Below are 25,512 nucleotides of genomic sequence, written 5' to 3' on the forward strand. Positions count from 1 at the left end.
TAAAATAGTTACTTTGGGTAAACTTTAAAAAGTAAAATTAAGCTTATTGTATCGTTTAAATATTTCCTTAATTTTATTAAACAGGTTTAAATACTAATTAATTGTTAAGCAAAATTTTAAAATAGAAGCACTCTGCCGTACTTTTGCAGAATATTAAATACCAGATTATAAAAATTAGTTAAGTGGGAAGTAAAAATAAACTTAAACGATTTAGGGAAAACGAAACCTTTAATAACGTAATACAACCAACTAGAGACGATCTGGTTAAAGCTGAATTTAGTTTAAAAGGTAATTGGAGTAAAAACCAATTTAATAACAACAACCCTATAGTTTTAGAGTTAGGTTGTGGTAAAGGTGAATACTCTGTGGCTTTGGCAAAAAAATATCCAAATAAAAATTTTATTGGTATAGATATTAAAGGCGCCCGTTTTTGGCGTGGAGCTAAAACAGCAGTAGAAGAAGGTATAAACAATGTTGCTTTTTTACGCACACAAATAGAATTAATAGAGTACGCTTTCGCGGAAAACGAAGTAGATGAAATTTGGATTACTTTTCCAGATCCACAAATAAAATATAAGCGTACCAAACATAGGATGACAAATGCTGAATTTTTAAAACGATACAAAAAGGTTTTAAAAACCGATGGTGTAGTAAATTTAAAAACCGATAGCGAATTTATGCATGGTTACACGCTTGGTTTACTACATGGAGCAGGACACGAAGTGCTTTATGCTAACCACAACGTTTATAAACAAGAAGGAAGCCCTGAAGATGTAACAGCAATTCAAACCTTTTACGAATCGCAATATTTGCAATTAGCAAAACCTATAACCTATATAGCTTTTAAAATAAAATAATTGTGAATGTTACGCTTGTTTTTTTACTAGGTTTATTAGCATCTATGATTGCAGTTTTGCCTCCTGGAATGCTAAATATTACAGCAGCTAAAATTAGGCTTAAAGAGGGCATAACAAGAGGACTGATGTTTTCTTTAGGTGCAATTATAGTTGTGCTTTTGCAAACTTATATTGCAGCTATTTTTGCACGTTATTTAAAAATGCACCCCGAGGTTATTAGCGTGCTACAAAAAGTAGCTTGCGGTATTTTTATATTAATATCTCTATATTTCTTTCTAATAGCAAAGTCTCAGCCTAAAAAACCAGGAAAGAAACCTAAAACAAAAAGTAAACAGAGTAGGTTTTTTCAAGGCATATTAATGTCGGCATTAAATGTGTTTCCTATACCATTTCAAGCATACATGACTATAACTTTAGCTTCATTTGGTTGGTTGGATTTTAATCCGTCAAGTATTATAGCTTATGTTTTAGGTACCGCATCTGGGTCGTTTATTGTGCTTTATTTGTACATGACTTTTTTCGATAAAATAAGTGAAAAAAAGTTTACTTCTCAAAAAAACATGAACTACATAATAGGAGGTGTTACAGCTATAATTGCCATTATCACCCTAATTAACATTATAAAAAAAATGTAGTAATGAAGCCAGAAACCCTTAATTTTTTCGAAAAGGTTTACCAAGTTTCAAAGCAAATACCTCATGGCAGAGTTACCAGTTATGGTGCTATAGCGAAATATTTAGGGGCAGCCCGAAGCGCAAGAATGGTTGGGTATGCCATGAATGGCTCAACAGGTAAAGATGTTCCTGCACATCGCGTAGTAAACAGAAATGGTTTGCTAACCGGAAAGCAACACTTTGAGGGCACCAATCTTATGCAGCAACTTCTAGAAAGCGAAGGAGTTGTGGTTATAAACAACCAGATTCAAGATTTAAAAAAGGTTTTTTGGGATCCTTCAAACGAATTAAAGTCTTATAATTCGGACCAATAGTAGCATCAATAAAACTTGTTAAATCAACTTCAACCTTCAATCTTAAATATGTATATTTGCATACTAAATTGATGCTTAACAAAACGAATGAAACTTAATAAAAACGATATACTTAAAGCTTTAGAAACCATTACTGTACCAGGTGAAGGACAAAATATGCTAGAAAGCGGAGCTGTTAAAAATATTGTAACTTTTGGTGATGAGGTTATAGTAGATATTACTATTAAAAACCCAAGTTTACAAGCTAAAAAGCGCACCGAAGTAGATATTTTAAAAACGATACACGAACAAGTTTACGAAAAAGCCAAAATAAAAGTAAACATAAAGGTTGAAGCCCCAGAAAAACCTAAGGCAAATGTTATAAAAGGAAATCCAATTCCTGGTATTCAAAATATAGTAGCCGTGGCATCTGGTAAAGGTGGTGTAGGTAAATCTACAGTAACAGCAAATTTAGCGGTTAGTTTAGCAAAAATGGGTTTTAAAGTTGGGGTTTTAGATGCCGATATTTATGGGCCATCAATTCCAATTATGTTTGATGTAGCAGAAGAAAAACCTTTAGCAGTAAACGTAGATGGCAAGTCTAAAATGAAACCTATTGAAAATTACGGTGTAAAAGTACTTTCTATTGGGTTTTTTACGCAGCCCAACCAAGCTGTAGTTTGGCGAGGACCAATGGCAGCAAAAGCATTAAACCAAATGATTTTTGATGCACATTGGGGAGAAATAGATTTTCTTTTAATAGATTTACCTCCAGGAACAGGCGATATTCATTTAAGTATTATGCAGTCGTTACCAATTACTGGCGCGGTTGTTGTTAGTACACCTCAAAACATAGCTTTAGCCGATGCAAAAAAAGGAGTAGCTATGTTTCAACAAGAAAGTATACAAGTTCCTGTTTTAGGAATTATTGAAAATATGGCGTATTTTACACCTGCCGAGTTACCAGATAACAAGTATTATATTTTTGGTAAAGAAGGCGCTAAAAATTTAGCCGAAGATTTAAAAGTACCATTTTTAGGTCAATTACCTTTGGTACAAAGCATACGCGAGGCGGGAGATGTTGGTCGTCCAGCAGCATTGCAAACAGCAACACCTCTTGAAAATGCTTTTGAAAGTTTAACAAAAGAAGTTGTACAAGAAGTTGTAAAACGAAACGATAATTTACCACCAACTGAAGCTATTAAAATAACAACCATGGCAGGTTGTTCGGCTGTAAAAAAATAAGATATGACAACAGAAGAATTAAAAATAAACGTTGAAAAGGCCTTGGAAGAAATTCGTCCGTTTTTACAAAGCGATGGTGGCGATATTTCATTATTATCTATAGAAGATGATAAGTTAGTTAAGGTACAATTACAAGGTGCTTGTGTAGGTTGTAGTGTTAACCAAATGACGCTAAAATCTGGTGTAGAAATGACCATTAAAAAGTATGCGCCACAAATAGAAGAAGTAATAAATATTGAGGTTTAAAGTAAAACACAGTATTTGCTAATAAATTATAAGGAAAACGCTTAATTGAATAAAAATGAGAATTCTTAAAACTTAGTTTTTTAAGGATTCTTTATTTTTTTTATAAAAACCTGTAAAATTATAGGTAAAACTGATATAAGTTTAATTTCAAACTTTAAATTTGTGGCACACAACATGCTGTTTACATAACATAACAACACATTTTAAAATGAGCGACGTAAATATTAAAATAACAGATAGAGATGGCGTTACCCACGATATTGTAGCACCAACAGATATGGCAATGAACTTAATGGAAGTGGTACGATCTTACGAGTTGGCACCAGAAGGAACCATTGGTGTTTGTGGCGGTATGGCTATGTGTGCGTCTTGTCAATGTTATGTGCTTAGCGATACAGAATTACCTGAAATGGGAGACGATGAAGAAGCTATGCTTTCTGAAGCTTTCGATGTGCAAGACAACAGCCGTTTAGGTTGCCAAATACAAATAACACCAGAAATGGAAGGTTTAGAAGTAGAACTGGCACCAGAAAGTTAAATTGTTTTTATTTATTCTAAATAAAATAACTATATTTGCCGTCATCTTATGGAAATTGATATAAAATATAGTTACGAAATTAAGGCGCTTACCTTCTGTAAGTACGTTTTAACAACGCCAATTAATAATATTAATTTAAGTTTTCCTCAAATTCTTGAATTAAGACGTAACATTAATGATTTAACTCAGTTTTCATCCTTAGAAAGAATTGTTAACAACGAAAACTTTGTGTTGTTGTTTGTTGCAGATAAACAACACTTACTTTATTTAGAAATTCCAGAATTACTTCATTTAAAAGAAGAATTAGAATTGTTTTTTCACGCTCCGGCCTCTATATTAGTTTAAATTTATATTTATTTAGACTTTGTATAAATTTTATTTATACTTACTAAGTCCTTCAATTTATTTTAACTTTGTATTAAAATAATTAGGTATGAACACAGCAGTAAGAAAACAAATGTCTATTCACCCAGAGGTAATGGATATGTTAAATAATCAAATAGGAATGGAAATGAAAGCATCGGCTGCTTATTTAGCAATGGCTTCTTGGTGCGACCAACGTGAACTTTTAAACAGTAAAGCTTTTTTTTACAAGCAAGCTGAAGAAGAAAGAGAGCACGCTATGAAAATTTTTAAATTTGTTAACGACAATGGTGGTGCGGCTATTTCACCAAACGTAACAGGAGTTAATAACGAATTTGAAAGTTTGCGTTCTATTTACGAAACAGGTTTAGAGCACGAAATTAGTGTTACAGAATCTATCTTCAAAATATTTAAAACAGCAAGAGAGAAAAACGATTTTATAACCGAAGTTTTCATGCAATGGTTTGTTTCAGAGCAATCTGAAGAAGAAGATAGCTTTAGAGCAATTATAGACCTTTTCGATTTAATGGAAGGTATGCCGTTAAAAATGATTGACGAGCGTATTCCTACAGAGTAAAAGTATTTGTAATTCCGAATTTAATTCGGAGTTTTTAAAAATGTTCCTAGCTTGTCCACCAAACTAGGAACATTTTTTTTATTTCGCCATTAAGCTGCTTCATCCAAAACATAGTGGAGAATTTTTCGATAAAATAATTTTCAGTTAAAGCTTCAAATACATCAAAATTGGTCCAATATACATGAGGTTCAGGTATAACTAACCAGTCTTTTTTATTTGGTATGTAAAATTTACAATCTGTGAAGTTTTTCAAATCTAATATTGAAACATAATACCCAACAATACAAGCGTTATTTAAAGTTTTTAAATTGACGTTTTTATTAAACGGTATAAATAATTGTGCTTTAAAATAAACTTGCTGTTCTATGTCTTTACTATTTAAACCCAAACTATTTAAATAAGGTTGACAATGTAATGAATACAGTAAAGGAAGCTGTTTATTTTTTAGTTTATCTAGTTTTTCAATTAGAGAATCTTTTCTATTAGGCCCAATAAAATGATGAATTTCGCTGTTACCAACAGAAGCATCATACAAATAAAATTTATAGATAATTTCTAAATGAATTGGCTTTTTGTTTTTTAGTAACAAGCAATCTAGTTCGCCTAAAGTAAGTTTATCGTTTTGAATTTGAATATTTTCAGCTAAAATCGATATGCTTTGTTCCTGATTTAATTGAAACGATACAAGACGTTCAACATATTTTCCTAAACGGAGATTATTATTTATGTAGGTATTTATTTTTGAAGCGTTTTGGGCAATATTAAACTGTTTTAAATTAAAAATAGTGTTGCCTTCCCAAAGTGTAGGCGTATTTAAAAAACCTTGATAATGTTTTTGAAGCATTTAAGTTAATCAGTTTTATAATCTTCTAACTTTCTTGGTCCTTCTAATAAAACACGAACTATTTGTAAAGTGCCATCGTCTTTAGTGGCAATTTGCCATTTTATAAGTGAAATTTTGCCGTTTTCAATTTCAATACCTGTAATGCTTCTAGGGTGTACGCAGCTACCATCATTAAAAAAAGCGATATCACCAGGTTCAGGAAATCGTGGTCTGTGTGTATGGCCAACAATAGTGAGTAAATTGTTGTTGGCTGCAATCCATTTTTTGGTTCGTTTTTCAACCTTTATAAGCTCTGTGTAGTTTTTTGCCGGACTTGTTGGGTCTGCAATTCCCATAACGTTTAATGGCTTCCATAAAATACGTACTAAAAATCGGCTCCATTTCCAGAATAAAAAATTCCACCAATCGGCTTGATGACCGTGGGTTAAAAAAAGTTCTTGTCCCGTTCTGCAATGTTTTAAAATAATAGCTTCGTTATATTTTAAATCTTTAAAAAGAGGAACATCTTCACCAATTTTAGGATCGAAAAAAGTAGATAAATTCTTTTTTACATAGTTTTCATTTCGGTACACCATATCATGATTACCCCAAATCATGTGTAATTTTTGCTCTTCATGAAATTGTTTCATAAGCATATACACATTTTTATGAGCGTTTAAAATGGAACTGAAAGAGAGGTTTTCCCATAGCTCGTCCCCATCACCAAGTTCGCAATAATTAAAGCCTTCGGCGTAATAATATTTTAGAGCATGAAAATAAATGTTGCGGTTGTTAGCAAAATCGTCTGCAAAACTATTGTCGCCACGGTGGCAATCACTAAAAAGAATAAATTTACTAGTGTCGTCGAACTCTACAACTTTAGCATTTTTATAAGCGTTATCTAATCTTTTTTTGGATGAAAGCATGTAGTAAATGTAAAAAAAGCGTTTCTTTTCTTAATACTTTTTTTATGTTTTTGGATAAAAAATGGTTAATGCAGAGCATAAAAAAGCCCACATAAGAACAAATGTAACTTTATGTGGGCCTTTAAGAAAGCTATTAATCTTAATTATTATAATATAAAGGGTCAGCTCCAATTGTACCTACTAATTCTTCTAAATATTCAGGCGATTTTACTTTATTGTACAAGTTTTTAGTAGTTTTTAAACGTTCTGTAAGTTGCATTTCTTCAACTAAAAGACTGTTAATAGGGTTGTTTACAAACGCTTCTAAATATTCTATTTCTTTACTATAGTAAGCTATGTCTTTTTGTTGTTTTAATACTAAACGTTCTTTATACCAGTTGCTATTAATTACATAATCTCTTGTGAAGAATTTACGTAATTCAGTATCGCTTATTGCTTTGCCTTCATAATGACCGTATGCCATAATATTAAGTAAGATTTTTAATGGAGGAATAGCGGCATTTACACTACCGTCTTCAAAGTAATTTAATGCTACTTTTTGTTGTGCTTCAACAATGTTATTTATACCATCAACGTAATCTTCTAAATTTTGTAATTCTGGTTTAAGCATTTTTTCGTTAAAAACAGCAGTGGGTTCATCAAAAATTCTATTTAAACATCTTAAAGCGAATTTTTTTGTAATTCTATACCCCAAACGGCTTGCCAAAATCTTTTCTCCATTGTGTTCAAAATCTTCTAATTTTTCTAAAGCGCCATAGGTAATTAGGTTTTTAGGGTCTCGATCTTCTGGAGCCATTCTAGCCCAAATTTCTGGAATTAGAAGACTAACATCATGATCTATTTTATTTTCTACACCAATATAACCAGCGGCTGTGCTAAATCCGTTAGATTCGGTTAAAATATGAGATAATAAAGCATTATTTAAATCGGTTGTTGGTGTTAGCATATTAAATGGTGCTTTTGTTAAAGCACCTTCAGATCCAGCTCCAGTTGTAGATGGAGATTTACCTGTTAAACTACAAACAAAATCCATGAATAATTCTGGTGTTTCTTGATAGTGTATTGGGTTATATACCGCCAAAGGTCTTATTCCGGCATCTCTATCGGCTGGATTATTTCTTCTACCGGGTAATACAGCATTTACAGCATGAATTACAGGGTTTTCAGGTTTTATTTTTCGTTTTAACCGAACCCCAACATCTGAAATGTAAGAGGCTTCCGTTTCATTATAAAATTTGTTTGGTTCTAAATAACGTGGGTTTTTAGTGGGCTCTCCATCTACAATTCTTGGATGTGATGGTAGTACAAATTGGGTGTCCTCATCTTCAGAATCAATTATTTCTTTTATAAAATCTTTTACTGGCTGCGTGTATTTGTCGTAGTTTATGGTGTCTTCATAAATTTCAATAGCGTCTGCTTTGGTTAGCATTTCGTAGTTGGTTAAAAACCTTCCGTTTGTAACAATGTCTAACTCTGCACCTTTATCGTAACCACGTACAATGGCTTCGTCTGGGCGTTGAAATAAATGAGCCTCACAGTTAGTAGCTATTTTTACACTTTGGTTGCCATATTCTTCATTTAAATTTTTAAACTGATTTTTAGGAAATGTTATAGATGCAGTAATATCGTCTTCTGTTTGAATTTTTTCGCTCGCTGCAAAATCTGAGCGTAATTTATTAAGCATCCAACTACCTTCTTGATTAAAACCTATACGTACATAACTACCAACTACAGGTGTGTTGTTGTAAAGTAATGATGTGCCTTTTACACCGTTAATTATTTCAACAGACATCATGTCTTTCCAGTTAAGGTTGCCACCATGTGCTTGTCTAAAAAGGCGTTTTACAAATAATACTAATGTGCGTACATGAACAGGAATACTTTTTAAGAATGCATTAAACTCATCTGAGTTTTCTTCTGAAGGTGTTAGCAGTTTTACAACAGAGCCTAAAGTTCTATCTTCGCTTAATAAAGATCTAGATTTAGGTCTGTTAGGGTCTTTAACTTTCCAGCGTGTTGAGTAATCAAATTCAATAATTTCATCGGCTTTTTTAAAATCTTCTTCAATATCATGGATATTAAAACGGCTATAAGTAATAGCGTTTTGCATAGATTTTGAAATTTCTGATTTACCGCCACCAGACACCGTACACGGTTTATGGCAAAATACACCCTCTGGATAAGTTTCAACCATGCGCCACAAATTGATTGATTTGTGCTCTTCTAATCGTAATTTATTTCCTGACGGATGAATATAGGTTTTAAAAGGAGACAAGGTTAATTTTTGCTCTTTACCATTATGCATCCAGGTAATACAATTTTTATTAGTATCGAAATATGAAGCTTCAGGAATGTAAATAATATTTGGGTAATTTTTATCTACAGCATAATTTTCTGGTTTTACTTCAATTCTATCTGCTAGTAAGGTTTTAACATCCTCAAAAGTTTGATCTAATCCATAATATTTTTGGTAGTCTGAACAGTTTACTGTATCTCCCATAACACGTCTGGCATAAGCAATGGCTCCACCTGCATGTTCTTCTTCGGCTAAACCAAATAGATTGGCAGAATAACTAATTTGTGTTTTAATTTCTTTTTTAGAATATCCATAATAATTGTCTGCAATAATGGTAACTACAACACCGCGATCGTCTCTACAGGTAATTTTAAAAGCACCACCATCGTTGTAAAGTTCGTTTTCGTTTTTCCAGCACATGCCATCTTTTTTCTGGCGCTCGGTAGCATCATCAAAATGTGGTAAACCAACATCTTTTTTCTTAAGTTTTAATAATTGTGGAGCTAGAATTATACAACCGGTGTGTCCTGTCCAATGCTCCGGATCTAGAGCAGCATCATTATGTGCTAAATTTGGATTGCCTGCGTTGCCAAAAATATTTTCAACAAAATCTAAATTACTAACTAAAGAACCTGGCGCATAAAAACGAACTTCTAAAGATTTTTCTGCAATAACACCTTTTACTTCTGGGCAAACTACAGGACGAAGTAACATTGAAACCATTGTTTTAGCTTGGTTTTCTTGGTTGGAAGTAAACGGCAAAGTGTTTAACTCGTCTGATGGTTTAAATGCTTCGTTTAAAAAGTGAGCAAAAACAATTTTTGGTACTTCTTTTTTATCTAAAGGTACAGGAAGAGGTCCTTCAACTATATGAAATGTGCCTTTAGTAGTACGTTTGTCGTGTAAAGGATTATTTAACACGCCTTGCTTTAAACGTTTAGATGTAACTAAATTACTCTCAAATGAGTTTCCGTCTGGAGGTAAACTGGCTTCTCTTGCCTGTCCTTTTTTAGATAAAATTAGAGTGTTATTTGGTAGTTTATATGACTTTTTAAAGCCAGTATCTTTTAAATAATCGTCTATAAAACTTTGAATACGCGAATCTGCAGGCGAAAGGTGTTCTGCTAATAACCTTGATTTTTCTCTAAGGCTCATTATTAACGGCCTTGTTGTTTTTTCAAAATCTGGATCGCAAAGCACTTCTTTACTACCTGGTTTGTCTTTATAAATGGGTTGACCTAAAGTTGCTAATTGTAAATTTATAAATTGAACAATGTCTTTTCGTGTGTCTTCCATAATTTGTTTCTTTAGTAGTTATTATTTCCGTTTTCTGGAAATCCTTGAAACAAATTTATATTTAGTATCGCTGAAAAAAGCTGACGAAAATCAGTTAAACATGTATTTTTTTAATAAAACGTTTGAGTTAAAAGTTTAGTTTTCAAGCTTTTTTTTAGCCCAAGGTAAAAGGCGTTTTACAAATTGTGTATATGCTTTAGTTGAAGGATGAAGTTTGTCTGATGCTACAAGTTCTGTGTTGTTTAAGCCTTTGCGTGTAATGTCTGTAATATTAATAAAAGTAATATTGTTTAAAATACAATATTGTTCTGCAAAGGCATTATATTTATCTATAGCTTCAGAAATAATTTTATTGCCTTTACCAAAGGGTGTATGTGCATAATCTGGAATAGAAATTACAATAAGGTTTGCCTTGTTGCCCTTACCATGTTTAATAGCTGTTTTTACTAGTTCTGGAAATTCTTTTTCATAAATTGAAAAATTTAGATTTTGGTATTGATTATTTACTCCAATAAGTAATGTTACTAAATCAAAATTATTTTCTAAATTTTGTTCAGTAATTCCATTAATTAAATTAGTTGTTGTCCAGCCAGTTGTAGCTATAACTTTTAGTTTTATAGGGTTTTGGGCTCTAAAACTAGTGTTTAAACTATCCTTTAGCTGTTCGGGGAACCTACAAGTATTGCAAACACTTTCACCTATGGTGTAACTGTCTCCTAAAGCTAATATTTTATATGATTTTTGATTTGTGCTTTTACTTGCTGAGACTTTAGTTAATCTGATGTCTTCTTGCGATTTATTATGGAATTGTTCTGCTGGCGTTTGACTAAAACCATAAAGTGAAACCAAGTAAATTAAGGTGTAAACAAATTTCATACAAAGGTTTTATTAAATATATAATAATGTTTTTTAAGTAGTCAATTATTTAAATGCATTATAACCTGTAATATCTAAACCGGTAATAAGCAAATGAATATCGTGTGTGCCTTCGTAGGTAATTACACTTTCTAAATTCATCATATGTCTCATAATACTGTACTCTCCAGATATTCCCATGGCCCCTAACATTTGGCGCGCTTCTCTGGCTATGTTTAACGCCATATCTACATTATTGCGTTTAGCCATAGATATTTGAGCAGAGGTTGCTTTGTCCTGGTTCCGTAAAACACCCAAACGCCATGTTAAAAGTTGTGCTTTGGTAATTTCGGTAATCATTTCTGCTAACTTTTTTTGCTGTAGTTGAAACTTGCCAATAGGTTTACCAAATTGTATACGTTCTTTACTGTATCGAAGTGCGGTGTCGTAGCAATCCATAGCGGCACCAATAGCACCCCAAGCAATGCCATACCTAGCAGAATCTAAGCAGCCTAGTGGTGCGCCTAAACCCGATTTGTTTGGTAACAAATTGTCTTTAGGGACTTTTACGTTTTCGAAAATAAGCTCTCCAGTTGCACTAGCACGCAATGACCATTTATTGTGTGTTTCGGGTGTTGAAAACCCTACCATGCCGCGTTCAACAATTAGTCCGTGAACTCTTCCCGTTTCATTTTTAGCCCAAACCACAGCTACTTGAGCAAAAGGTGCATTGCTAATCCACATTTTAGCGCCATTTAATAAGTAATGGTCGCCTTTATCTTTAAAATTAGTAACCATCCCGCTTGGGTTACTGCCATAATCGGGCTCGGTTAAACCAAAACAGCCCATCCATTCGCCACTAGCAAGTTTAGGTAAGTATTTTTTACGTTGCGCTTCATTACCATATTTCCAGATAGGGTACATAACTAAAGATGATTGTACCGATGCAGTTGATCGTATACCAGAATCGCCGCGCTCTATTTCTTGCATAATTAAGCCATAACTAATTTGGTCTAAACCTGCTCCGCCATATTCTTGGGGAATATATGCTCCAAAAGCGCCTATATTGGCTAAACCTTTAATTATTTGCTTAGGAAATTCTGCTTTTTGCGCATACTCGTTTATAATTGGAGACACTTCACGTTTTACCCAACTTCTGGTTGAATTTCTAACTAATTTATGTTCTTCGTTTAATAATTCATCTAAATTATAATAATCGGGTGCTTCAAAAATATCGGGTTTCATGTGTTATATCAATGGTATGGTTTTATATTAATTGAATTAAAATATACAAAAAGTAACGCCGAATCATTTAGGTTGTGCTTCAATAATATTTAGAATATTACATTTTTAAGTAAAAATCTTTAGTTAGGTTTATGTATTCGGTGGTGTAGTTGTGTCTTTCGTTTTCTATTACTAACGTTTCTGTTTGTAATTGTTTGTTTTCAAATGAAAACTCAATTAAACTTCGTTTTTTAGGAGTATTTAAATTCCCTTTTACGTGTAAAACAGTATTCGCAAATAATTTGTGCTTTAAAGCCAATTCAATAAACTTGTCTTCTTCACTGTAAGGAATTATAACAGTAAAGCTTCCTTTTTTATCAAGTAAAATTGCTACACATTCTAATAAATGTTGAAATGGCATAGCGTCTTGAAAGCGTGCTAAATCACGTTGCTTGTTATCTGTTTTATAATCTTCAGCATAAAAAGGAGGGTTACAAACAATTAAATCATATTTATCTTCAATTTCATCAGCAAATTCTTCTATAGATGCATGGTAACAAAACAAACGATCTCCCCAAGGCGATTGTTCAAAATTATCCACACATTGTTCGTAAGCAGCATCATCAATTTCAAGAGCATCAATAACTTCGGCATTACTGCGCTGTGCAAGCATTAAGGCTAATATGCCTGTTCCTGCACCAATATCTAAAATTGAAAAAGGTTTTTTTGCAATAGAAGTCCATGCGCCAAGTAAAACACCATCGGTACCAATTTTCATGGCACATTGGTTTTGATTTACTGTAAACTGTTTAAATACAAATGGGGTATTTGCCATCATTTTTTCGTAAAAATAGGTTAAAACTGCTAAAAAGTGTTAAAAAATATAATTATAAAGTCTAAAACAAGTTATCTAGTCGTATATGAAATATTACAAATTTAATAAAATAGGTTATGAAAAGATACGTGCAAAAAATAATGGAAAAACTTAATAATTTATTATCATTAAATAATGAAGTTGAGGAGATTTATAGTGAAGTTGAAGAAAAAGTGTCAGATGTTTCTTTAAAAAACTTTTTTAAAGAGCGTGCTTTAGAACGCCATGAATTTAGTGAGTTAATTAAATTAGAAATAGAAAATTTAGGCGAAACTCCAGAGCCAAAATCAATTCAAAGTAAACGTTTTTATAAAACTAAAATGAAAGTTAGAAATCTTGTTTTTTCTGACAATGAATTAGATTTATTAGATGAGGTATTTAACCTAAAACAAGAAACTATAGATAATTATAACGATGTTTTAATGCAACCACATTTACCATTAAAACTTTGTAAATTATTAGTAAAACAACGCGATAATGTACAGTCTACAATGCGTGTTTTAAAGCGAGAAGCTGCATTTGTAGCTTAACACCTACGCTCTTCAATAAATATTTTATGTTTATGTAGATTAGGATTGTTTAGTATATTGTATTTCCTCATGTTTTTGTGATTAAGGGCATACAGTAATTAGTTTTTTATTAAATTAGAGTTCTCCTTTAAATACCCAGAAATGTTTTTCATTTCGAATATAACTAAACAATGAAGAGTAAAGAGCAGATTAATAAGCAATTAAACCGATTATTAAACATTAATTATAAAGCTGAACAAGCTTTTATAGAAGTTATTGATAATGTTGAAAACACAGTTATCAAGAATTTTTTACGTGTTTCGGGTTACGAGCGTAAACAATTTATAAAAAAAATAGATTCTGCCATTAGGCAAATTGGAGGGATACCAACTTATCCAGATACTTCTCTTATTAAAAGTAATATTATCACAGCTTCATTTAACAAAACTGTTTTAAAAAGTAATAAACTTAAAATTTTAAATGAAATAGGTAAAATGCAGGTCACTGATATTGAAAAGTATCAGAAAATTTTAAATAATTTTGATTTTCCAGAACAAATTGAAAATTCTTTAAGAAAACAAAAAGATGCCATAATACATTCTTTATACGGTATTGAGGTACATAAAGATTTATTTGCCAGAAATCAGCTTATTTAGTAGTATTTTTCTACAAAAATTGCATTTCATCGATTTTTTATACCTTTTATAGTTAAATTTTGTCAGTTTTTTCTAAAAATTCTGTACAGGTTTTAAAGTTTTGTATAAATTCGTTTAAGCCAAATTAGGTAACTAAATGTTATAATCAATCTTAAACCTGCTTTATTATGAAGAATTCTCCAGAAAATGTAGCATACTTAAACAAATTGCTAACTTTAAATTTTAACACGGAAAAAGCATTTATTAATTTATCTGAAAATATTGAAAGCGAATCTGTTTCAAAGTTTTTAAGACTAATTAGTAATGATAGAGCCCAATTTATTAAGGCATTAGATTCAGCTATTAGAAATGAAGGAGGAATACCAGAATACCCACAGGTATCTACACCTTTAATGGTTGGATATGGATTAAATGAAATTCTTAAAAGTATAAAATCATCACACGACGATGTTTTTACATTTACAGAAATTGGAAAAATTCAAATGATAGATATAGAGAGATACCAAGCGGTAATAAATAAGTTAGATTTATCTGATGAATTAGAGCATACCCTAAAAATTCAAAAAGAAAACTTAGTAATGACGCTTTATGCTATTAATGTTTATAAAGACTCATGTTTAAGAAACAAAGTAGCAGTTTAGTTTTATTAAGTAATTTGTTATAAATATAAATCTATTAAGCCATCAGGAGTATTAACCTCGATGGTTTTTTGTTTTTTATCAACTTTTACTATAAATTCATCGTTCATTGGAATAAGAATTTCTTTACCGTCACGGTCTATTTCAAAAAGTGCTTGGGCAGTTGTATCGTTTATAGATTTAATTATACCAACATCACCAAAATTAGAGTCGATTACAGTAAAACCAATAATTTCATGGAAGTAAAACTTATCATCGTCCAGCTTAGGTAATAAATCTAGCGGTAAATACAGGTCACATTTTAAAATAGAGTCAGCATCAGCCTCAGATTCTACATCTTCAAACTTAAGTCGTAGTAATTCAGATTTATGTAATTGCGAACGTTCAACAAAAAAAGGAATTAAATTATTTTTTAATTCTAAAAAAATAGCGTCTAGGTTTTCGTAAATTTCAGGTTCATCGGTATCAAGTTTGGCTAAAACCTCACCTTTAAAACTGTATTTTTTTACAATTTTTCCTAAGTAAAAGCAATCTTCTTTTTTCATAGAAAAGGTATTCTTTTTCTATTTCCGCGCAAGCAGAAATCTTTTATTTGAGAAACTTATTTTTGGTTAATAATCCCACTTTCGTCGGAATAAAAAAACTCCGATACATTGTACCGGAGTTTAAAGTATAAAAAAATAGTTTTTTATTCTTCTTCGTTTGTAGCTTCAGCTTCAGCAGCTTCTTCTGTTGCTTCCTCTTCAACAACAGGAGCAGCAGCAGCAATTCTAGCTTCGTTAACAGCTTTTTCAGCTGCAAGAGCTTCAGCTTTAGCTTTAGCTTCAGCTTCACTTAAGCCGTCTGTTTTAGCTTGTACTTTAGCTTCTTTTTCTTGTAACCAAGCGTTAAATTTTTCTTCAGCTTGCTCTTCAGTTAAAGCGCCTTTTGCAACACCACCAGCTAAATGCTTTTTAAGTAACGCACCTTTGTACGATAATATAGCTTTAGCAGTATCTGTTGGTTGAGCACCATTTTGTAACCACTTTACAGCACCATCAACATTTAACTCTACAGTTGCAGGGTTTGTGTTAGGGTTGTAAGCACCTAATTTTTCAAGGTATTTACCATCTCTTTTTGCGCGTGCATCTGCAGCAACAATCCAGTAATAAGGTTTTCCTTTTTTACCGTGTCTTTGTAATCTAATTTTTACAGGCATAATAATTAATTAATTGAGGTTCTCGACCTCGGGTTATTAATGAGGGCGCAAATATACTTCAATTATTTTAATATTCAAGTGTTTAGCTATATAAAAACAATTAACTCTCATTATTAAATTTAATATAACTGTTAAGGTTTTTATGATTTTAATGTATTTAATAATGAACATGTTAAGGTGCTCTTAATGTAATTATAAACCCTGTTAAATAGCTTGACATCTGCGGTTATGTTGGGTATCTTTACATTGAGTTTAATAATAAAGGCCTTGTTTAAAGGTTGTAAAAATTAAATTTTTTACTTCTCAATTTAATTGTGTTCAATTAAGAAGTAAAGTAAATAAGAAGTTCATATTCTTATTTAAAATGTAACACAAGAAATTTAAATGAATGAAAAGAATTATGAAGTACACAGAAGAAATTTCTAATAAGTTAAATGAATTGTTAGTTAAAAATTATGATGCCGAAAAAGGGTATTTAAATGCTGCTAACAATGTAGATAGTACCAATTTAAAAATATTTTTTAGAAGACGAGCTTCAGAACGTAGCGAATTTGCTAAACAAATACGAACCGAAATTTTAAATTATGGTGAAGAGCCAAAAGATTCGGGAAGTTTTAAAGGTACTATGCATCGAAACTGGATGAGTTTAAAATCGTTATTCTCTACAAATGATGAAGAATCTATTTTAGAAGAAGCCATTCGTGGCGAAGAAGCCAGTTTAAAAGAATATAATGAGGTTTTAAAAGACAGAACCTTACCGCCTAGTATTGATGCGATGTTATTCAATCAAAAAAACGCAATACAGGCAGCTATAAATAGCGAAAAAGTACACGAAGAATTAGTTTCATAAAACTATTTGGTTGGTTAGTTAGTTTGAAAAAGCGCAGCTCAATGCATTTTGAGTTGCGTTTTTTTATTGTTTAAAACTCATAACAAGTTACTGTTGAGAAAGCCGAAATTCTGCGTATTTTTATAAACTCGTTTTTTCAAGCATCAGCTTTACAAATCAATTTATAAATTTTAAGGAATGTACTTAATTTTCGATACCGAAACTACCGGATTACCAAAACGTTGGGATGCGCCAATAACAGATGTAGACAACTGGCCAAGATGTATACAAATCGCATGGCAATTGCACGATGCTATGGGTAATTGTATCGAAAGTCAAGATTATTTAGTACAACCCGATGGTTTTAATATTCCGTATGATGCTGAAAAGATTCATGGTATTTCTACCGAATTAGCAGCAGAACAAGGTGTGCCACTTGCTGAGGTTTTAGAAAAATTTAATATAGCCTTAAGCAAAACAAAATTTGTAGTAGGGCAAAATGTAAAGTTCGATTTAAACATAATGGGAGCAGAATTTGTGCGTGAAGACGTTACAAACCCATTACAAGAACTACCGGTTTTAGATACTTGTACAGAGCACACTGCTCAACTCTGTAAAATACCAGGTGGCCGTGGCGGAAAATTTAAATTACCAACATTAACCGAGTTACACGAGTTTTTATTTAACGAGCCTTTTGCAGAAGCTCATAATGCAACCGCCGATGTTGAGGCTACAACCCGCTGTTTTTTAGAACTTATACGTTTAGAAGAGTACACTAAAGAACAACTGGATGTAGAACCCGATTATTTTAAAAATTTCAAGGAAGCCAATCCGCAAGAAATTCAACTTATCGGTTTAAAGCACATTAATCTTAAAAAAGAAAGTGCTAAAATAAGAGCTAAGCTTCAAAAAAGTGAAGGGTCTCAAATTTCTTCTGAAGAAATCAAACAAAATATTTCCGAATTAAAGGAAGTCGATTTTGTCCATCTTCATAACCATTCTCAATTTTCTGTTCTTCAATCTACTATTAGTATTCCAGATTTAGTTTCAGCTGCAGCTTCGCACAACATGCCAGCCGTAGCTCTTACAGATCATGGAAACATGATGGGAGCTTTTCATTTTATAAACGCTGTTAATAAGCAAAACAGCAGTATTAAAGCCGCAATTGAAGCAGCTGAAGAAAATGGAGAAACCACAGATAAAAAACTTATCAAGCCTATTATTGGTTGCGAGTTTTTTGTATGCGAAAACCATTTAGATAAGTCGCGTAAAGACAACGGTTACCAAATTGTATTAATTGCAAAAAATAAAAATGGGTACCACAATTTAGCAAAGTTATCATCGCATGCCTTTGTAAATGGGTTTTATTATGTGCCACGTATCGATAAAAAATTAATACAGCAATATAAAGAAGACATTATTGTTCTAACAGGTAACCTTTACGGAGAAGTGCCAAGTAAAGTATTGAATATTGGTGAGAATCAAGCAGAAGAAGCTTTATTGTGGTGGAAAGAAGAATTTGGTGATGATTTGTATGTTGAATTGATGCGCCATAATCAAGAAGACGAAAATCGAGTAAACACAACTTTGGTTAATCTGGCTAGAAAACACAATGTAAAGCTAGTTGCAACAAATAATACCTATTATCAAAAACAAACCGATGCGAATGCGCATGATATTTTGTTGTGTGTAAAAGATGGCGAAAAGCAAGCCACACCAATTGGTCGCGGGCGAGGGTATCGTTACGGATTGCCAAATCAGGAATATTATTTTAAGTCTTCCGATGAGATGAAGGCACTTTTTAAAGATTTACCAGATGCTATTGCAAATACCGAAGAAATTTCAAATAAAATTGAAGCCTTTCAGTTAGCTCGTGATGTTCTTTTACCTGCTTTCGATATTCCCGATCAGTTTAAACATGAAGAAGATTTAATTGATGGAGGAAAACGTGGTGAAAATGCCTATTTACGTCACTTAGTTTACGAAGGAGCTAAAAAACGCTATGGAGAACCACTTACGGCAGAGGTAACCGAACGACTAGATTTCGAGTTAAGTGTAATTGAAAATACGGGTTATCCAGGATATTTCTTAATTGTTGAAGATTTTATTCGCGAAGCTCGAAAAATGGATGTGTCTGTAGGTCCTGGGCGTGGTTCGGCAGCAGGTTCGGTAGCAGCCTACTGTTTATGGATTACTAACATAGACCCCATGAAATACGATTTACTTTTTGAGCGTTTTTTAAATCCAGATCGTATTAGTATGCCCGATATCGATATTGATTTTGACGATGAAGGCCGAAGTCGTGTTATGGATTATGTAATCGAAAAATACGGCGCAAACCAAGTAGCGCAAATTATTACTTATGGTACTATGGCAGCAAAGTCTAGTATTCGAGATACTGCTCGCGTGCTCGATTTACCATTGTTTGATGCAGATAGGATAGCTAAGTTAATACCCAATATGTCTAAACTAAATAAAATTTTTGGTTTAGATGAAAAAGCATTAGCAGGTAAATTTAGAGCTGAAGAACTTGAAAAAGTAAACGAACTTTTAAACATCTCAGAAGGTAGCGATCTTGAAGCAGAAACAGTTAATACGGCCAGAATGCTTGAAGGTTCTGTGCGAAATACTGGTATACATGCTTGTGGTGTAATTATTACCCCAGATGATATTACTAAATTCGTTCCGGTTTCGGTGGCAAAAGATTCTGATTTATATGTAACTCAGTTTGACAACTCCGTAGTAGAATCGGCAGGCTTACTTAAAATGGACTTTTTAGGGTTAAAAACATTAACCTTAATAAAAGATACAGTTAAAATAGTAAAGGCAAAACACAACGTAGATCTTGATCCAGAAAGTTTTCCTCTGGATGATGAAAAAACATACGAGTTGTTCCAGCGAGGAGAAACCGTTGGTGTGTTCCAGTACGAATCTCCTGGCATGCAAAAACACCTTAGAGATTTAAAACCGACGGTGTTTGAAGATTTAATTGCCATGAACGCATTGTATCGTCCAGGTCCAATGGAATATATTCCAAGTTTTGTTAGGCGTAAGCATGGTGATGAAGAAATTGAGTACGATTTACCAGCAATGGAAGAATACTTAAAGGAGACTTATGGTATTACAGTTTACCAAGAGCAGGTAATGTTACTCTCGCAAAAATTAGCCGATTTTACCAAAGGTGAAGCAGATATTTTGCGTAAAGCCATGGGTAAAAAACAAATTGCGGTACTCGATAAAATGAAACCTAAGTTTATTGAGCAAGCAAAAGCTAATGGTCATGATGCAAAAATTCTTGAAAAAGTCTGGAAGGACTGGGAAGCCTTTGCTAGTTATGCCTTCAATAAATCGCACTCCACATGTTATGCATGGATAGCTTATCAAACAGCGTATTTAAAAGCACATTACCCTGCAGAATATATGGCAGCAGTGCTATCTAACAACATGAACGATATCAAAACCATCACCTTCTTTATGGAGGAATGTAAGCGTATGAAGTTGGAAGTACTTGGGCCAAGTGTTAATGAAAGTTATTACAAATTCTCGGTAAATAACGATGGAGCGGTTCGTTTTGGTATGGGAGCCATAAAAGGAGTTGGCCATGGTGCGGTAATGACAATTGTTGATAACCGAAAAGAAGATGGACCATATAAATCCATATTCGATTTAGCAAAACGTATAGATTTACGAGCTGCAAATAAAAAAGCTTTTGAAAATTTAGCCTATGCGGGTGGTTTCGATTGTTTTACCGATACTCATAGAGCTCAATATTTTCATAAAGAAGGCGATTTAACCTTTTTAGAAATGGTTATTAAGTACGCTCAAAAACATAAGGAAAACGAAAACTCTGCCCAAGTAAGCTTGTTTGGGGAAGCTAGTGAAGTACAAATTGCCGAACCAACCATTCCACCGTGCGAAGATTGGGGAACTATGGAAAAGCTATCGAAAGAGCGCGAAGTGGTAGGTATTTATATTTCTGGTCATCCATTGGATGATTTTAAAACCGAAATGAAAACCTTTTGCAATGCCACAGTAGGCCTGTTTAATAATCTAGAGCCATACGTAAACCGCGAACTCGTTTTTGGTGGTGTGGTTACCGATGTGCAACACCGGGTTAGTAAACAAGGTAAAGGCTGGGGTATGTTTACTATTGAAGATTATACCGATAGTTTTGAATTCAGAATTTTTGGGGAAGATTATTTAAAATTCAGGCATTTTTTAATGATCAATAATTTTGTGTTTGTAAAAGCATTTGTTCGTGAAGGTTGGACAAACAAGGATACTGGTAAAAAGAGCGATCCACGTATTCAATTTAATAGTTTTCAGTTGCTACAAGATGTTATGGAGCAGTATGCTAAAAAACTATCATTACAATTAGATATTAATGACCTAAAAGAACAAAAAATAACAGCTTTGAAAGAATTGTTTCATTTACACCCAGGAAATCAGGCGCTAACATTTTTGGTTTACGATGCTAAAGAAAAAATTAAACTCTCTATGCCTAGTAGAAGGCAAAAAGTAAAAGTAAGCCAAGAGTTATTAAATGAATTACAAACCTTGGATGTTAAGTTTAAGTTGAATTAGTGTTTTTGATATTCTTGATATCCCATTAGTAAATTTAAATTAATTAAAATAAAATTTTTAACTGTATTATAAGAGTTAACTTATTGTGTGAAATTCTGTTTAATCTAAACTGATGTTTTTATTCGTATATAATGAATATTACACCATTTATGAAAGATCAGAGAAATCGCATAAAAATTTTTGATATAGCAAAAGGTGTTAGTATAATTTTTATGACTATTAGTCATTATCCTTTTTTTTCTAATAAAGAGATTTATCCTAGCTTAAACAGTTTTAATAGTTCAGTGATGCTATTTAAAATGCCTTTATTCATTTTTGTTTCAGGTTATTTGTTTTCAGAGCAAAAAAGTCTTAAAAATTTCTTTTATTCAAAAACAGATAGTCTAATAAAACCTTTATTTGGTTTCGCGTCAGTTTTACTTATTATGCATACTATTCATTATTGGTCATCGGCTAGTATTGTTTCCATCTATGATTTGTTTAAATATTTCAATGAGCGCTTCATAACTTTTGGGTATTTGGGTGTTGTAAATTATTCATTATGGTTTATAATTCCTTTATTTTTAAGTTTATTAGTTTTAAGAGGAGTAATTACTATAATTACAAAAAAAAATAGGTTTAAACATATTTCTTTATTTTGTATTTTAATTACCTTGTTTTTATTAAACTATTTAAAGATTAAATTTATTAGTCATGTCCCCATATTTATAACTTACTTATTTATTGGCTATGCATTAAAAAAAATAAGTGAATCGAATTTTAATAGTGATAAATTTTTTTACAGAAAAGAGTTTTTATTGTTATTTGTGATTTTTATAATTATTGTTACATACACTAATTATTTTAATATTCTCCATTTTAAAATAAACCTGCTAAACTTTAAATACAACTATCATTACATGTTAGTTGTTTCTTTAATAGGGGTTTTAGGAATTATTCATATCTGTACATATATTGAAAAGATAAAATTTATAAGTTCTTTGTTAATGTATTGCTCTAAAGCGAGCTTTTTTATATTAGCATTTCATATGTTTTTTATTGATTTATTTCGTTTTTATTTTAATCTAGAAGTTTATAACCCTTGGTTTCATGCTTTACTATTCTTTTCAAATATTGTTATTTGTTGTTTAATTTACGAGCTTATAAAAAAAGTGCCTGTATTGCGTTTGTTTTTCTATCCCTTAAAAACAATTAATTTTACAAGCTTAGAGATAACATTTCTAAGACTAAATATTGTTAATAGGTTAATTGCCAGAAATTTGATTTATCTAGTTTAATTATTTTATGATTTACCTAAGAAAATATTATAAGGAATATAAAGAAAATCGTAGTTCATACTTACAAATTTTACATAAAATAGCTCGAAACAATTAAGTTATAAACAAAACAAATAGTTAGTTTGTAAGCTTTAGAAAAAAAAATGACTAATTTTGTATTAATAAAAAGATTAAAAACATTAAAAAAATATATTATGGCATTAGAAATTACAGATGCAACCTTTGAAGATACAGTTTTAAAAAGTGATAAACCTGTGTTAGTTGACTTTTGGGCTGCTTGGTGCGGACCATGTAGAATGGTAGGACCAATTATTGAAGAAATTAGTGGAGAATATGAAGGTAAAGCCGTTGTTGGTAAAGTAGACGTAGATGCAAACCAAGAATTTGCTGCAAAATATGGTGTACGTAACATACCTACAGTTTTGGTTTTTCAAAACGGTGAAGTTGTTGGTAGACAAGTTGGTGTTGCTCCAAAAAATGCTTACACCGAAGCTATTGATTCGTTATTATAATAAAACATCAAAAAAGAAAATAAAAAAGGTTTACTATTATGGTAAACCTTTTTTATTTTAGTAAAAATTAAAAAATAAAATGAGTAAACCAATAAAAGTACAAGATGCTATAGATAGCAAGTTGTTAGAAGACCGCAAAGTGTTTTTGTGGGGGCAAGTAGACGATAAATCAGCAAAACATGTAATAGATAGGTTACTGTATTTAGATGCTCTCGAAACAAAAGATATTACATTATACATAAATAGCCCTGGAGGTTATGTAACATCAGGTTTTGCTATGTACGACTGTATAAAATCCTTAAACAGCGATGTATCCACAGTATGTACAGGCTTGGCAGCTTCAATGGGATCTATTTTATTGTCTGTAGGCACTAAAGGTAAACGTTTTATACAACCACATGCACGTGTTATGATTCACCAACCAAGTGGTGGTGCTCGCGGGCAAGCAAGCGATATTGAAATTACGGCACAAGAAATTATTAAAACTAAAGAACTTAGCGCAAAAATTTTAGCCGAAAATTGTGGGCAAGATTACGATAAAGTAATGAAAGATTTTAATAGAGACCATTGGATGGGTGCCGAAGAATCTTTGGCTTACGGAATTGTTGATGGTATAATATAAATTTTATTACTTGAACCTACAAAACGAACTTAATAAATCCGAAGGTTTTACAAATCTTGAGTTACTTGCAAAACAAGTGGTAGAGGGGTTTATTTCCGGTATGCATAAAAGTCCGTTTCATGGGTTTTCAGCAGAATTTGCAGAACATAAAATTTATAATCAGGGCGAAAGTACACGCCATATCGATTGGAAACTTTATGCAAAAACCGATAAACTGTATACCAAACGTTACGACGATGAAACTAACTTACGTTGTCATATCATTATAGATAATAGTAGCTCAATGCATTATCCAAAAGTCGATATTCAAAAGATAGATAATTTTAATAAACTAGGCTTTTCTGTATTAGCATCTGCAGCTTTAATGCAAATTTTAAAAAAGCAACGAGATGCAGTTGGTCTCAGTATATATAGTGATAGGTATGATTATTATGCGCCCGAAAAGGGTAGCGAACGTCATCATCAAATGCTATTAAATCATTTAAATGAAGCTATTTTAACAAAAGAAAAACATAAAATAACCGAAACATATAAGTATCTTCATGAAATAGCAGAGAAAATACACAGGCGGTCACTTATTTTTTTGTTTACCGATATGTTTCAAACAAATGAAAATAGATTATTTGAAGCTTTACAACATTTAAAATATAATAAGCACGAGGTAGTATTGTTTCATGTTTTTGATGCAGAAAAGGAATTGCAGTTTAATTTTGATAATAAGCCTAAACAATTTATAGATATAGAAACAGGCGATCATGTAAATTTATATGCAGATAATGTTCGTAAAAGTTACCATGAAGCAGTAAATAAATATTTTAAAGCTTTAAAGCTAAAATGTTCACAATACAAAATAAAATACGTTGAAGCCAATATAAATAAAGGTTTTAATGCTATTCTGGGTACTTATATGATAGAGCGTCAAAAGTTCAAATGAATATTTTTTCAAAAAAAATTAAAAAAATATTTGGCAAATAGAAAAAGGCTTGTATATTTGCATCCGCAATAGCGCAACGGTCTGGTAGTTCAGTTGGTTAGAATGTCGCCCTGTCACGGCGAAGGTCGCGGGTTCGAGTCCCGTCCAGACCGCAAAAATTGCGAAAAGCCTTAATTCAAGTTAAGGCTTTTTTTGGCAATAAAAAGAAGTTGTGTTGTTCAGTAAGCGTAGTGTTTACTGTAGGTTTAAGTAGTTAAACCAATGGAAAGCTTTCCTTTTTTCTTTATAGAAAATTGGGATGCTTTTTTGTTTGTGGCTGTTTTATATTGTTACTAAAGAAAAAGATGTGTTTGTTTATATTATCTAAACTTAATAACTAAGGAGAGAACTAATGATTTAAAAAGCCTTATCATTTAATTTGTATTGTGATATATAGCTAATAAAGAATTAGAATCTACATTATCTTCTCAGAATGGGCTATTTAGACCTCTGAAAATTTATTACAAGCCTAAAGAATTCAGAGGTTTTTAAAAATCTGAAAAAAAAGTTTCAAAAAGTTGTTTAGAATTAAAAAAGAGGTTGTATGTTTGCAGCCGCAAAAACGGTAATAGTTTTTGATAAGTTCATTCAAAGCGACAAGATTAAAAGAGGAGAAAAGTTTTAAAA

25 protein-coding genes and 1 tRNA gene are annotated in these 25,512 nt (G+C 32.0%); 18 read left to right on the forward strand and 8 right to left on the reverse strand.

Annotated elements, in window-relative coordinates:
* Positions 1–182 precede the first annotated feature (182 nt).
* The 8 genes from trmB to LG649_RS06690 all read left to right on the forward strand — a co-directional run bounded on the left by trmB (position 183) and on the right by LG649_RS06690 (position 4,793).
* Positions 183–857, forward strand: a complete 675-nt coding sequence (trmB, locus tag LG649_RS06655; protein WP_226542486.1) for a tRNA (guanosine(46)-N7)-methyltransferase TrmB — start codon at positions 183–185, stop codon at positions 855–857.
* 2 nt (positions 858–859) lie between these two features.
* Positions 860–1,492 (forward strand): LysE family transporter, encoded by a 633-nt coding sequence (locus LG649_RS06660; protein ID WP_226542488.1) that lies wholly within the window; start codon positions 860–862, stop codon positions 1,490–1,492.
* Positions 1,493–1,494: 2 nt separating this feature from the next.
* The gene (locus LG649_RS06665; protein ID WP_226542489.1) at positions 1,495–1,845 is read left to right on the forward strand and encodes an MGMT family protein; all 351 of its coding nucleotides are present in this window, start codon (positions 1,495–1,497) and stop codon (positions 1,843–1,845) included.
* Positions 1,846–1,932: 87 nt separating this feature from the next.
* Positions 1,933–3,069 carry an Mrp/NBP35 family ATP-binding protein gene (locus LG649_RS06670; protein ID WP_226542491.1) on the forward strand — a complete coding sequence of 379 codons (1,137 nt, stop codon included), beginning with the start codon at positions 1,933–1,935 and terminating at the stop codon, positions 3,067–3,069.
* 3 nt (positions 3,070–3,072) lie between these two features.
* On the forward strand, positions 3,073–3,315 hold the full coding sequence (locus LG649_RS06675; protein WP_226542493.1) for a NifU family protein: 243 nt from the start codon (positions 3,073–3,075) through the stop codon (positions 3,313–3,315).
* Positions 3,316–3,523: 208 nt separating this feature from the next.
* Positions 3,524–3,853: a 2Fe-2S iron-sulfur cluster-binding family protein gene (locus LG649_RS06680; protein WP_226542495.1), complete on the forward strand. Its 330-nt coding sequence runs from the start codon at positions 3,524–3,526 to the stop codon at positions 3,851–3,853.
* Positions 3,854–3,901: 48 nt separating this feature from the next.
* Entirely contained in the window at positions 3,902–4,198 is a 297-nt protein-coding gene (locus tag LG649_RS06685; protein ID WP_226542497.1) for a hypothetical protein, read from the forward strand.
* An 88-nt stretch (positions 4,199–4,286) separates the two neighbouring features.
* Complete coding sequence (locus LG649_RS06690) at positions 4,287–4,793, forward strand: ferritin (RefSeq protein ID WP_226542499.1); 507 nt, start codon at positions 4,287–4,289, stop codon at positions 4,791–4,793.
* Between the two features lie 46 nt (positions 4,794–4,839).
* Here the strand turns inward: LG649_RS06690 and LG649_RS06695 are convergent, their stop codons facing one another.
* The 6 genes from LG649_RS06695 to LG649_RS06720 all read right to left on the reverse strand — a co-directional run bounded on the left by LG649_RS06695 (position 4,840) and on the right by LG649_RS06720 (position 13,048).
* Complete coding sequence (locus LG649_RS06695) at positions 4,840–5,637, reverse strand: DUF1853 family protein (RefSeq protein ID WP_226542501.1); 798 nt, start codon at positions 5,635–5,637, stop codon at positions 4,840–4,842.
* Between the two features lie 5 nt (positions 5,638–5,642).
* Positions 5,643–6,542: a metallophosphoesterase gene (locus LG649_RS06700; protein WP_226542503.1), complete on the reverse strand. Its 900-nt coding sequence runs from the start codon at positions 6,540–6,542 to the stop codon at positions 5,643–5,645.
* Positions 6,543–6,681: 139 nt separating this feature from the next.
* Positions 6,682–10,134, reverse strand: coding sequence for a hypothetical protein (locus LG649_RS06705; RefSeq protein WP_226542505.1), 3,453 nt, complete (start codon positions 10,132–10,134; stop codon positions 6,682–6,684).
* A 135-nt stretch (positions 10,135–10,269) separates the two neighbouring features.
* Positions 10,270–11,010: an SGNH/GDSL hydrolase family protein gene (locus LG649_RS06710; protein ID WP_226542507.1), complete on the reverse strand. Its 741-nt coding sequence runs from the start codon at positions 11,008–11,010 to the stop codon at positions 10,270–10,272.
* A gap of 45 nt (positions 11,011–11,055) precedes the next feature.
* The gene (locus tag LG649_RS06715) at positions 11,056–12,234 is read right to left on the reverse strand and encodes an acyl-CoA dehydrogenase family protein (protein ID WP_226542508.1); all 1,179 of its coding nucleotides are present in this window, start codon (positions 12,232–12,234) and stop codon (positions 11,056–11,058) included.
* A 97-nt stretch (positions 12,235–12,331) separates the two neighbouring features.
* Entirely contained in the window at positions 12,332–13,048 is a 717-nt protein-coding gene (locus LG649_RS06720) for a tRNA1(Val) (adenine(37)-N6)-methyltransferase (protein ID WP_226542559.1), read from the reverse strand.
* A gap of 116 nt (positions 13,049–13,164) precedes the next feature.
* Between LG649_RS06720 and LG649_RS06725 the strand changes: the two genes are divergently transcribed.
* The 3 genes from LG649_RS06725 (at position 13,165) to LG649_RS06735 (ending at position 14,893) form a co-directional block, all read left to right on the forward strand.
* Entirely contained in the window at positions 13,165–13,617 is a 453-nt protein-coding gene (locus LG649_RS06725) for a DUF2383 domain-containing protein (RefSeq protein ID WP_226542510.1), read from the forward strand.
* Positions 13,618–13,787: 170 nt separating this feature from the next.
* A complete protein-coding gene (locus tag LG649_RS06730; protein WP_226542512.1) occupies positions 13,788–14,252 on the forward strand; it encodes a DUF2383 domain-containing protein in 465 nt (154 codons plus the stop codon).
* Positions 14,253–14,419: 167 nt separating this feature from the next.
* Complete coding sequence (locus LG649_RS06735) at positions 14,420–14,893, forward strand: DUF2383 domain-containing protein (RefSeq protein WP_226542514.1); 474 nt, start codon at positions 14,420–14,422, stop codon at positions 14,891–14,893.
* A gap of 17 nt (positions 14,894–14,910) precedes the next feature.
* Here the strand turns inward: LG649_RS06735 and rimM are convergent, their stop codons facing one another.
* Together rimM and LG649_RS06745 are read right to left on the reverse strand one after the other, a co-directional pair.
* Positions 14,911–15,435 (reverse strand): ribosome maturation factor RimM, encoded by a 525-nt coding sequence (rimM, locus tag LG649_RS06740; RefSeq protein WP_226542515.1) that lies wholly within the window; start codon positions 15,433–15,435, stop codon positions 14,911–14,913.
* A gap of 143 nt (positions 15,436–15,578) precedes the next feature.
* Positions 15,579–16,088 carry a 30S ribosomal protein S16 gene (locus LG649_RS06745; RefSeq protein ID WP_226542517.1) on the reverse strand — a complete coding sequence of 170 codons (510 nt, stop codon included), beginning with the start codon at positions 16,086–16,088 and terminating at the stop codon, positions 15,579–15,581.
* Positions 16,089–16,488: 400 nt separating this feature from the next.
* Between LG649_RS06745 and LG649_RS06750 the strand changes: the two genes are divergently transcribed.
* From LG649_RS06750 to LG649_RS06780, 7 genes are all read left to right on the forward strand, one after another.
* Positions 16,489–16,938, forward strand: coding sequence for a ferritin-like domain-containing protein (locus LG649_RS06750; protein ID WP_226542519.1), 450 nt, complete (start codon positions 16,489–16,491; stop codon positions 16,936–16,938).
* Positions 16,939–17,115: 177 nt separating this feature from the next.
* Positions 17,116–21,501 (forward strand): DNA polymerase III subunit alpha, encoded by a 4,386-nt coding sequence (dnaE, locus tag LG649_RS06755; RefSeq protein ID WP_226542527.1) that lies wholly within the window; start codon positions 17,116–17,118, stop codon positions 21,499–21,501.
* A gap of 149 nt (positions 21,502–21,650) precedes the next feature.
* Positions 21,651–22,778, forward strand: a complete 1,128-nt coding sequence (locus LG649_RS16430; protein ID WP_226542528.1) for an acyltransferase family protein — start codon at positions 21,651–21,653, stop codon at positions 22,776–22,778.
* A 143-nt stretch (positions 22,779–22,921) separates the two neighbouring features.
* Entirely contained in the window at positions 22,922–23,290 is a 369-nt protein-coding gene (gene trxA / locus LG649_RS06765) for a thioredoxin (protein ID WP_394371901.1), read from the forward strand.
* Between the two features lie 79 nt (positions 23,291–23,369).
* Entirely contained in the window at positions 23,370–23,912 is a 543-nt protein-coding gene (locus tag LG649_RS06770) for a ClpP family protease (protein ID WP_226542530.1), read from the forward strand.
* Between the two features lie 10 nt (positions 23,913–23,922).
* Complete coding sequence (locus LG649_RS06775) at positions 23,923–24,846, forward strand: DUF58 domain-containing protein (protein WP_226542532.1); 924 nt, start codon at positions 23,923–23,925, stop codon at positions 24,844–24,846.
* Between the two features lie 78 nt (positions 24,847–24,924).
* Positions 24,925–24,998, forward strand: a tRNA-Asp gene (locus LG649_RS06780).
* The last annotated feature ends 514 nt before the right edge of the window (positions 24,999–25,512 follow it).

This window comes from Neotamlana laminarinivorans, assembly GCF_020523925.1.
Lineage (GTDB): Bacteria > Bacteroidota > Bacteroidia > Flavobacteriales > Flavobacteriaceae > Neotamlana > Neotamlana laminarinivorans.

Coding starts and splice junctions, on each gene's coding strand:
- LG649_RS06665 (WP_226542489.1), top strand. CDS start 1,495: ATGAAGCCAGAAACCCTTAATTTTTTCGAAAAGGTTTACCAAGTTTCA.
- LG649_RS06670 (WP_226542491.1), top strand. CDS start 1,933: ATGAAACTTAATAAAAACGATATACTTAAAGCTTTAGAAACCATTACT.
- LG649_RS06675 (WP_226542493.1), top strand. CDS start 3,073: ATGACAACAGAAGAATTAAAAATAAACGTTGAAAAGGCCTTGGAAGAA.
- LG649_RS06680 (WP_226542495.1), top strand. CDS start 3,524: ATGAGCGACGTAAATATTAAAATAACAGATAGAGATGGCGTTACCCAC.
- LG649_RS06685 (WP_226542497.1), top strand. CDS start 3,902: ATGGAAATTGATATAAAATATAGTTACGAAATTAAGGCGCTTACCTTC.
- LG649_RS06690 (WP_226542499.1), top strand. CDS start 4,287: ATGAACACAGCAGTAAGAAAACAAATGTCTATTCACCCAGAGGTAATG.
- LG649_RS06695 (WP_226542501.1), bottom strand. CDS start 5,637: ATGCTTCAAAAACATTATCAAGGTTTTTTAAATACGCCTACACTTTGG.
- LG649_RS06700 (WP_226542503.1), bottom strand. CDS start 6,542: ATGCTTTCATCCAAAAAAAGATTAGATAACGCTTATAAAAATGCTAAA.
- LG649_RS06705 (WP_226542505.1), bottom strand. CDS start 10,134: ATGGAAGACACACGAAAAGACATTGTTCAATTTATAAATTTACAATTA.
- LG649_RS06710 (WP_226542507.1), bottom strand. CDS start 11,010: ATGAAATTTGTTTACACCTTAATTTACTTGGTTTCACTTTATGGTTTT.
- LG649_RS06715 (WP_226542508.1), bottom strand. CDS start 12,234: ATGAAACCCGATATTTTTGAAGCACCCGATTATTATAATTTAGATGAA.
- LG649_RS06720 (WP_226542559.1), bottom strand. CDS start 13,048: ATGGCAAATACCCCATTTGTATTTAAACAGTTTACAGTAAATCAAAAC.
- LG649_RS06725 (WP_226542510.1), top strand. CDS start 13,165: ATGAAAAGATACGTGCAAAAAATAATGGAAAAACTTAATAATTTATTA.
- LG649_RS06730 (WP_226542512.1), top strand. CDS start 13,788: ATGAAGAGTAAAGAGCAGATTAATAAGCAATTAAACCGATTATTAAAC.
- LG649_RS06735 (WP_226542514.1), top strand. CDS start 14,420: ATGAAGAATTCTCCAGAAAATGTAGCATACTTAAACAAATTGCTAACT.
- rimM (WP_226542515.1), bottom strand. CDS start 15,435: ATGAAAAAAGAAGATTGCTTTTACTTAGGAAAAATTGTAAAAAAATAC.
- LG649_RS06745 (WP_226542517.1), bottom strand. CDS start 16,088: ATGCCTGTAAAAATTAGATTACAAAGACACGGTAAAAAAGGAAAACCT.
- LG649_RS06750 (WP_226542519.1), top strand. CDS start 16,489: ATGAAGTACACAGAAGAAATTTCTAATAAGTTAAATGAATTGTTAGTT.
- dnaE (WP_226542527.1), top strand. CDS start 17,116: ATGTACTTAATTTTCGATACCGAAACTACCGGATTACCAAAACGTTGG.
- LG649_RS16430 (WP_226542528.1), top strand. CDS start 21,651: ATGAAAGATCAGAGAAATCGCATAAAAATTTTTGATATAGCAAAAGGT.
- trxA (WP_394371901.1), top strand. CDS start 22,922: ATGACTAATTTTGTATTAATAAAAAGATTAAAAACATTAAAAAAATAT.
- LG649_RS06770 (WP_226542530.1), top strand. CDS start 23,370: ATGAGTAAACCAATAAAAGTACAAGATGCTATAGATAGCAAGTTGTTA.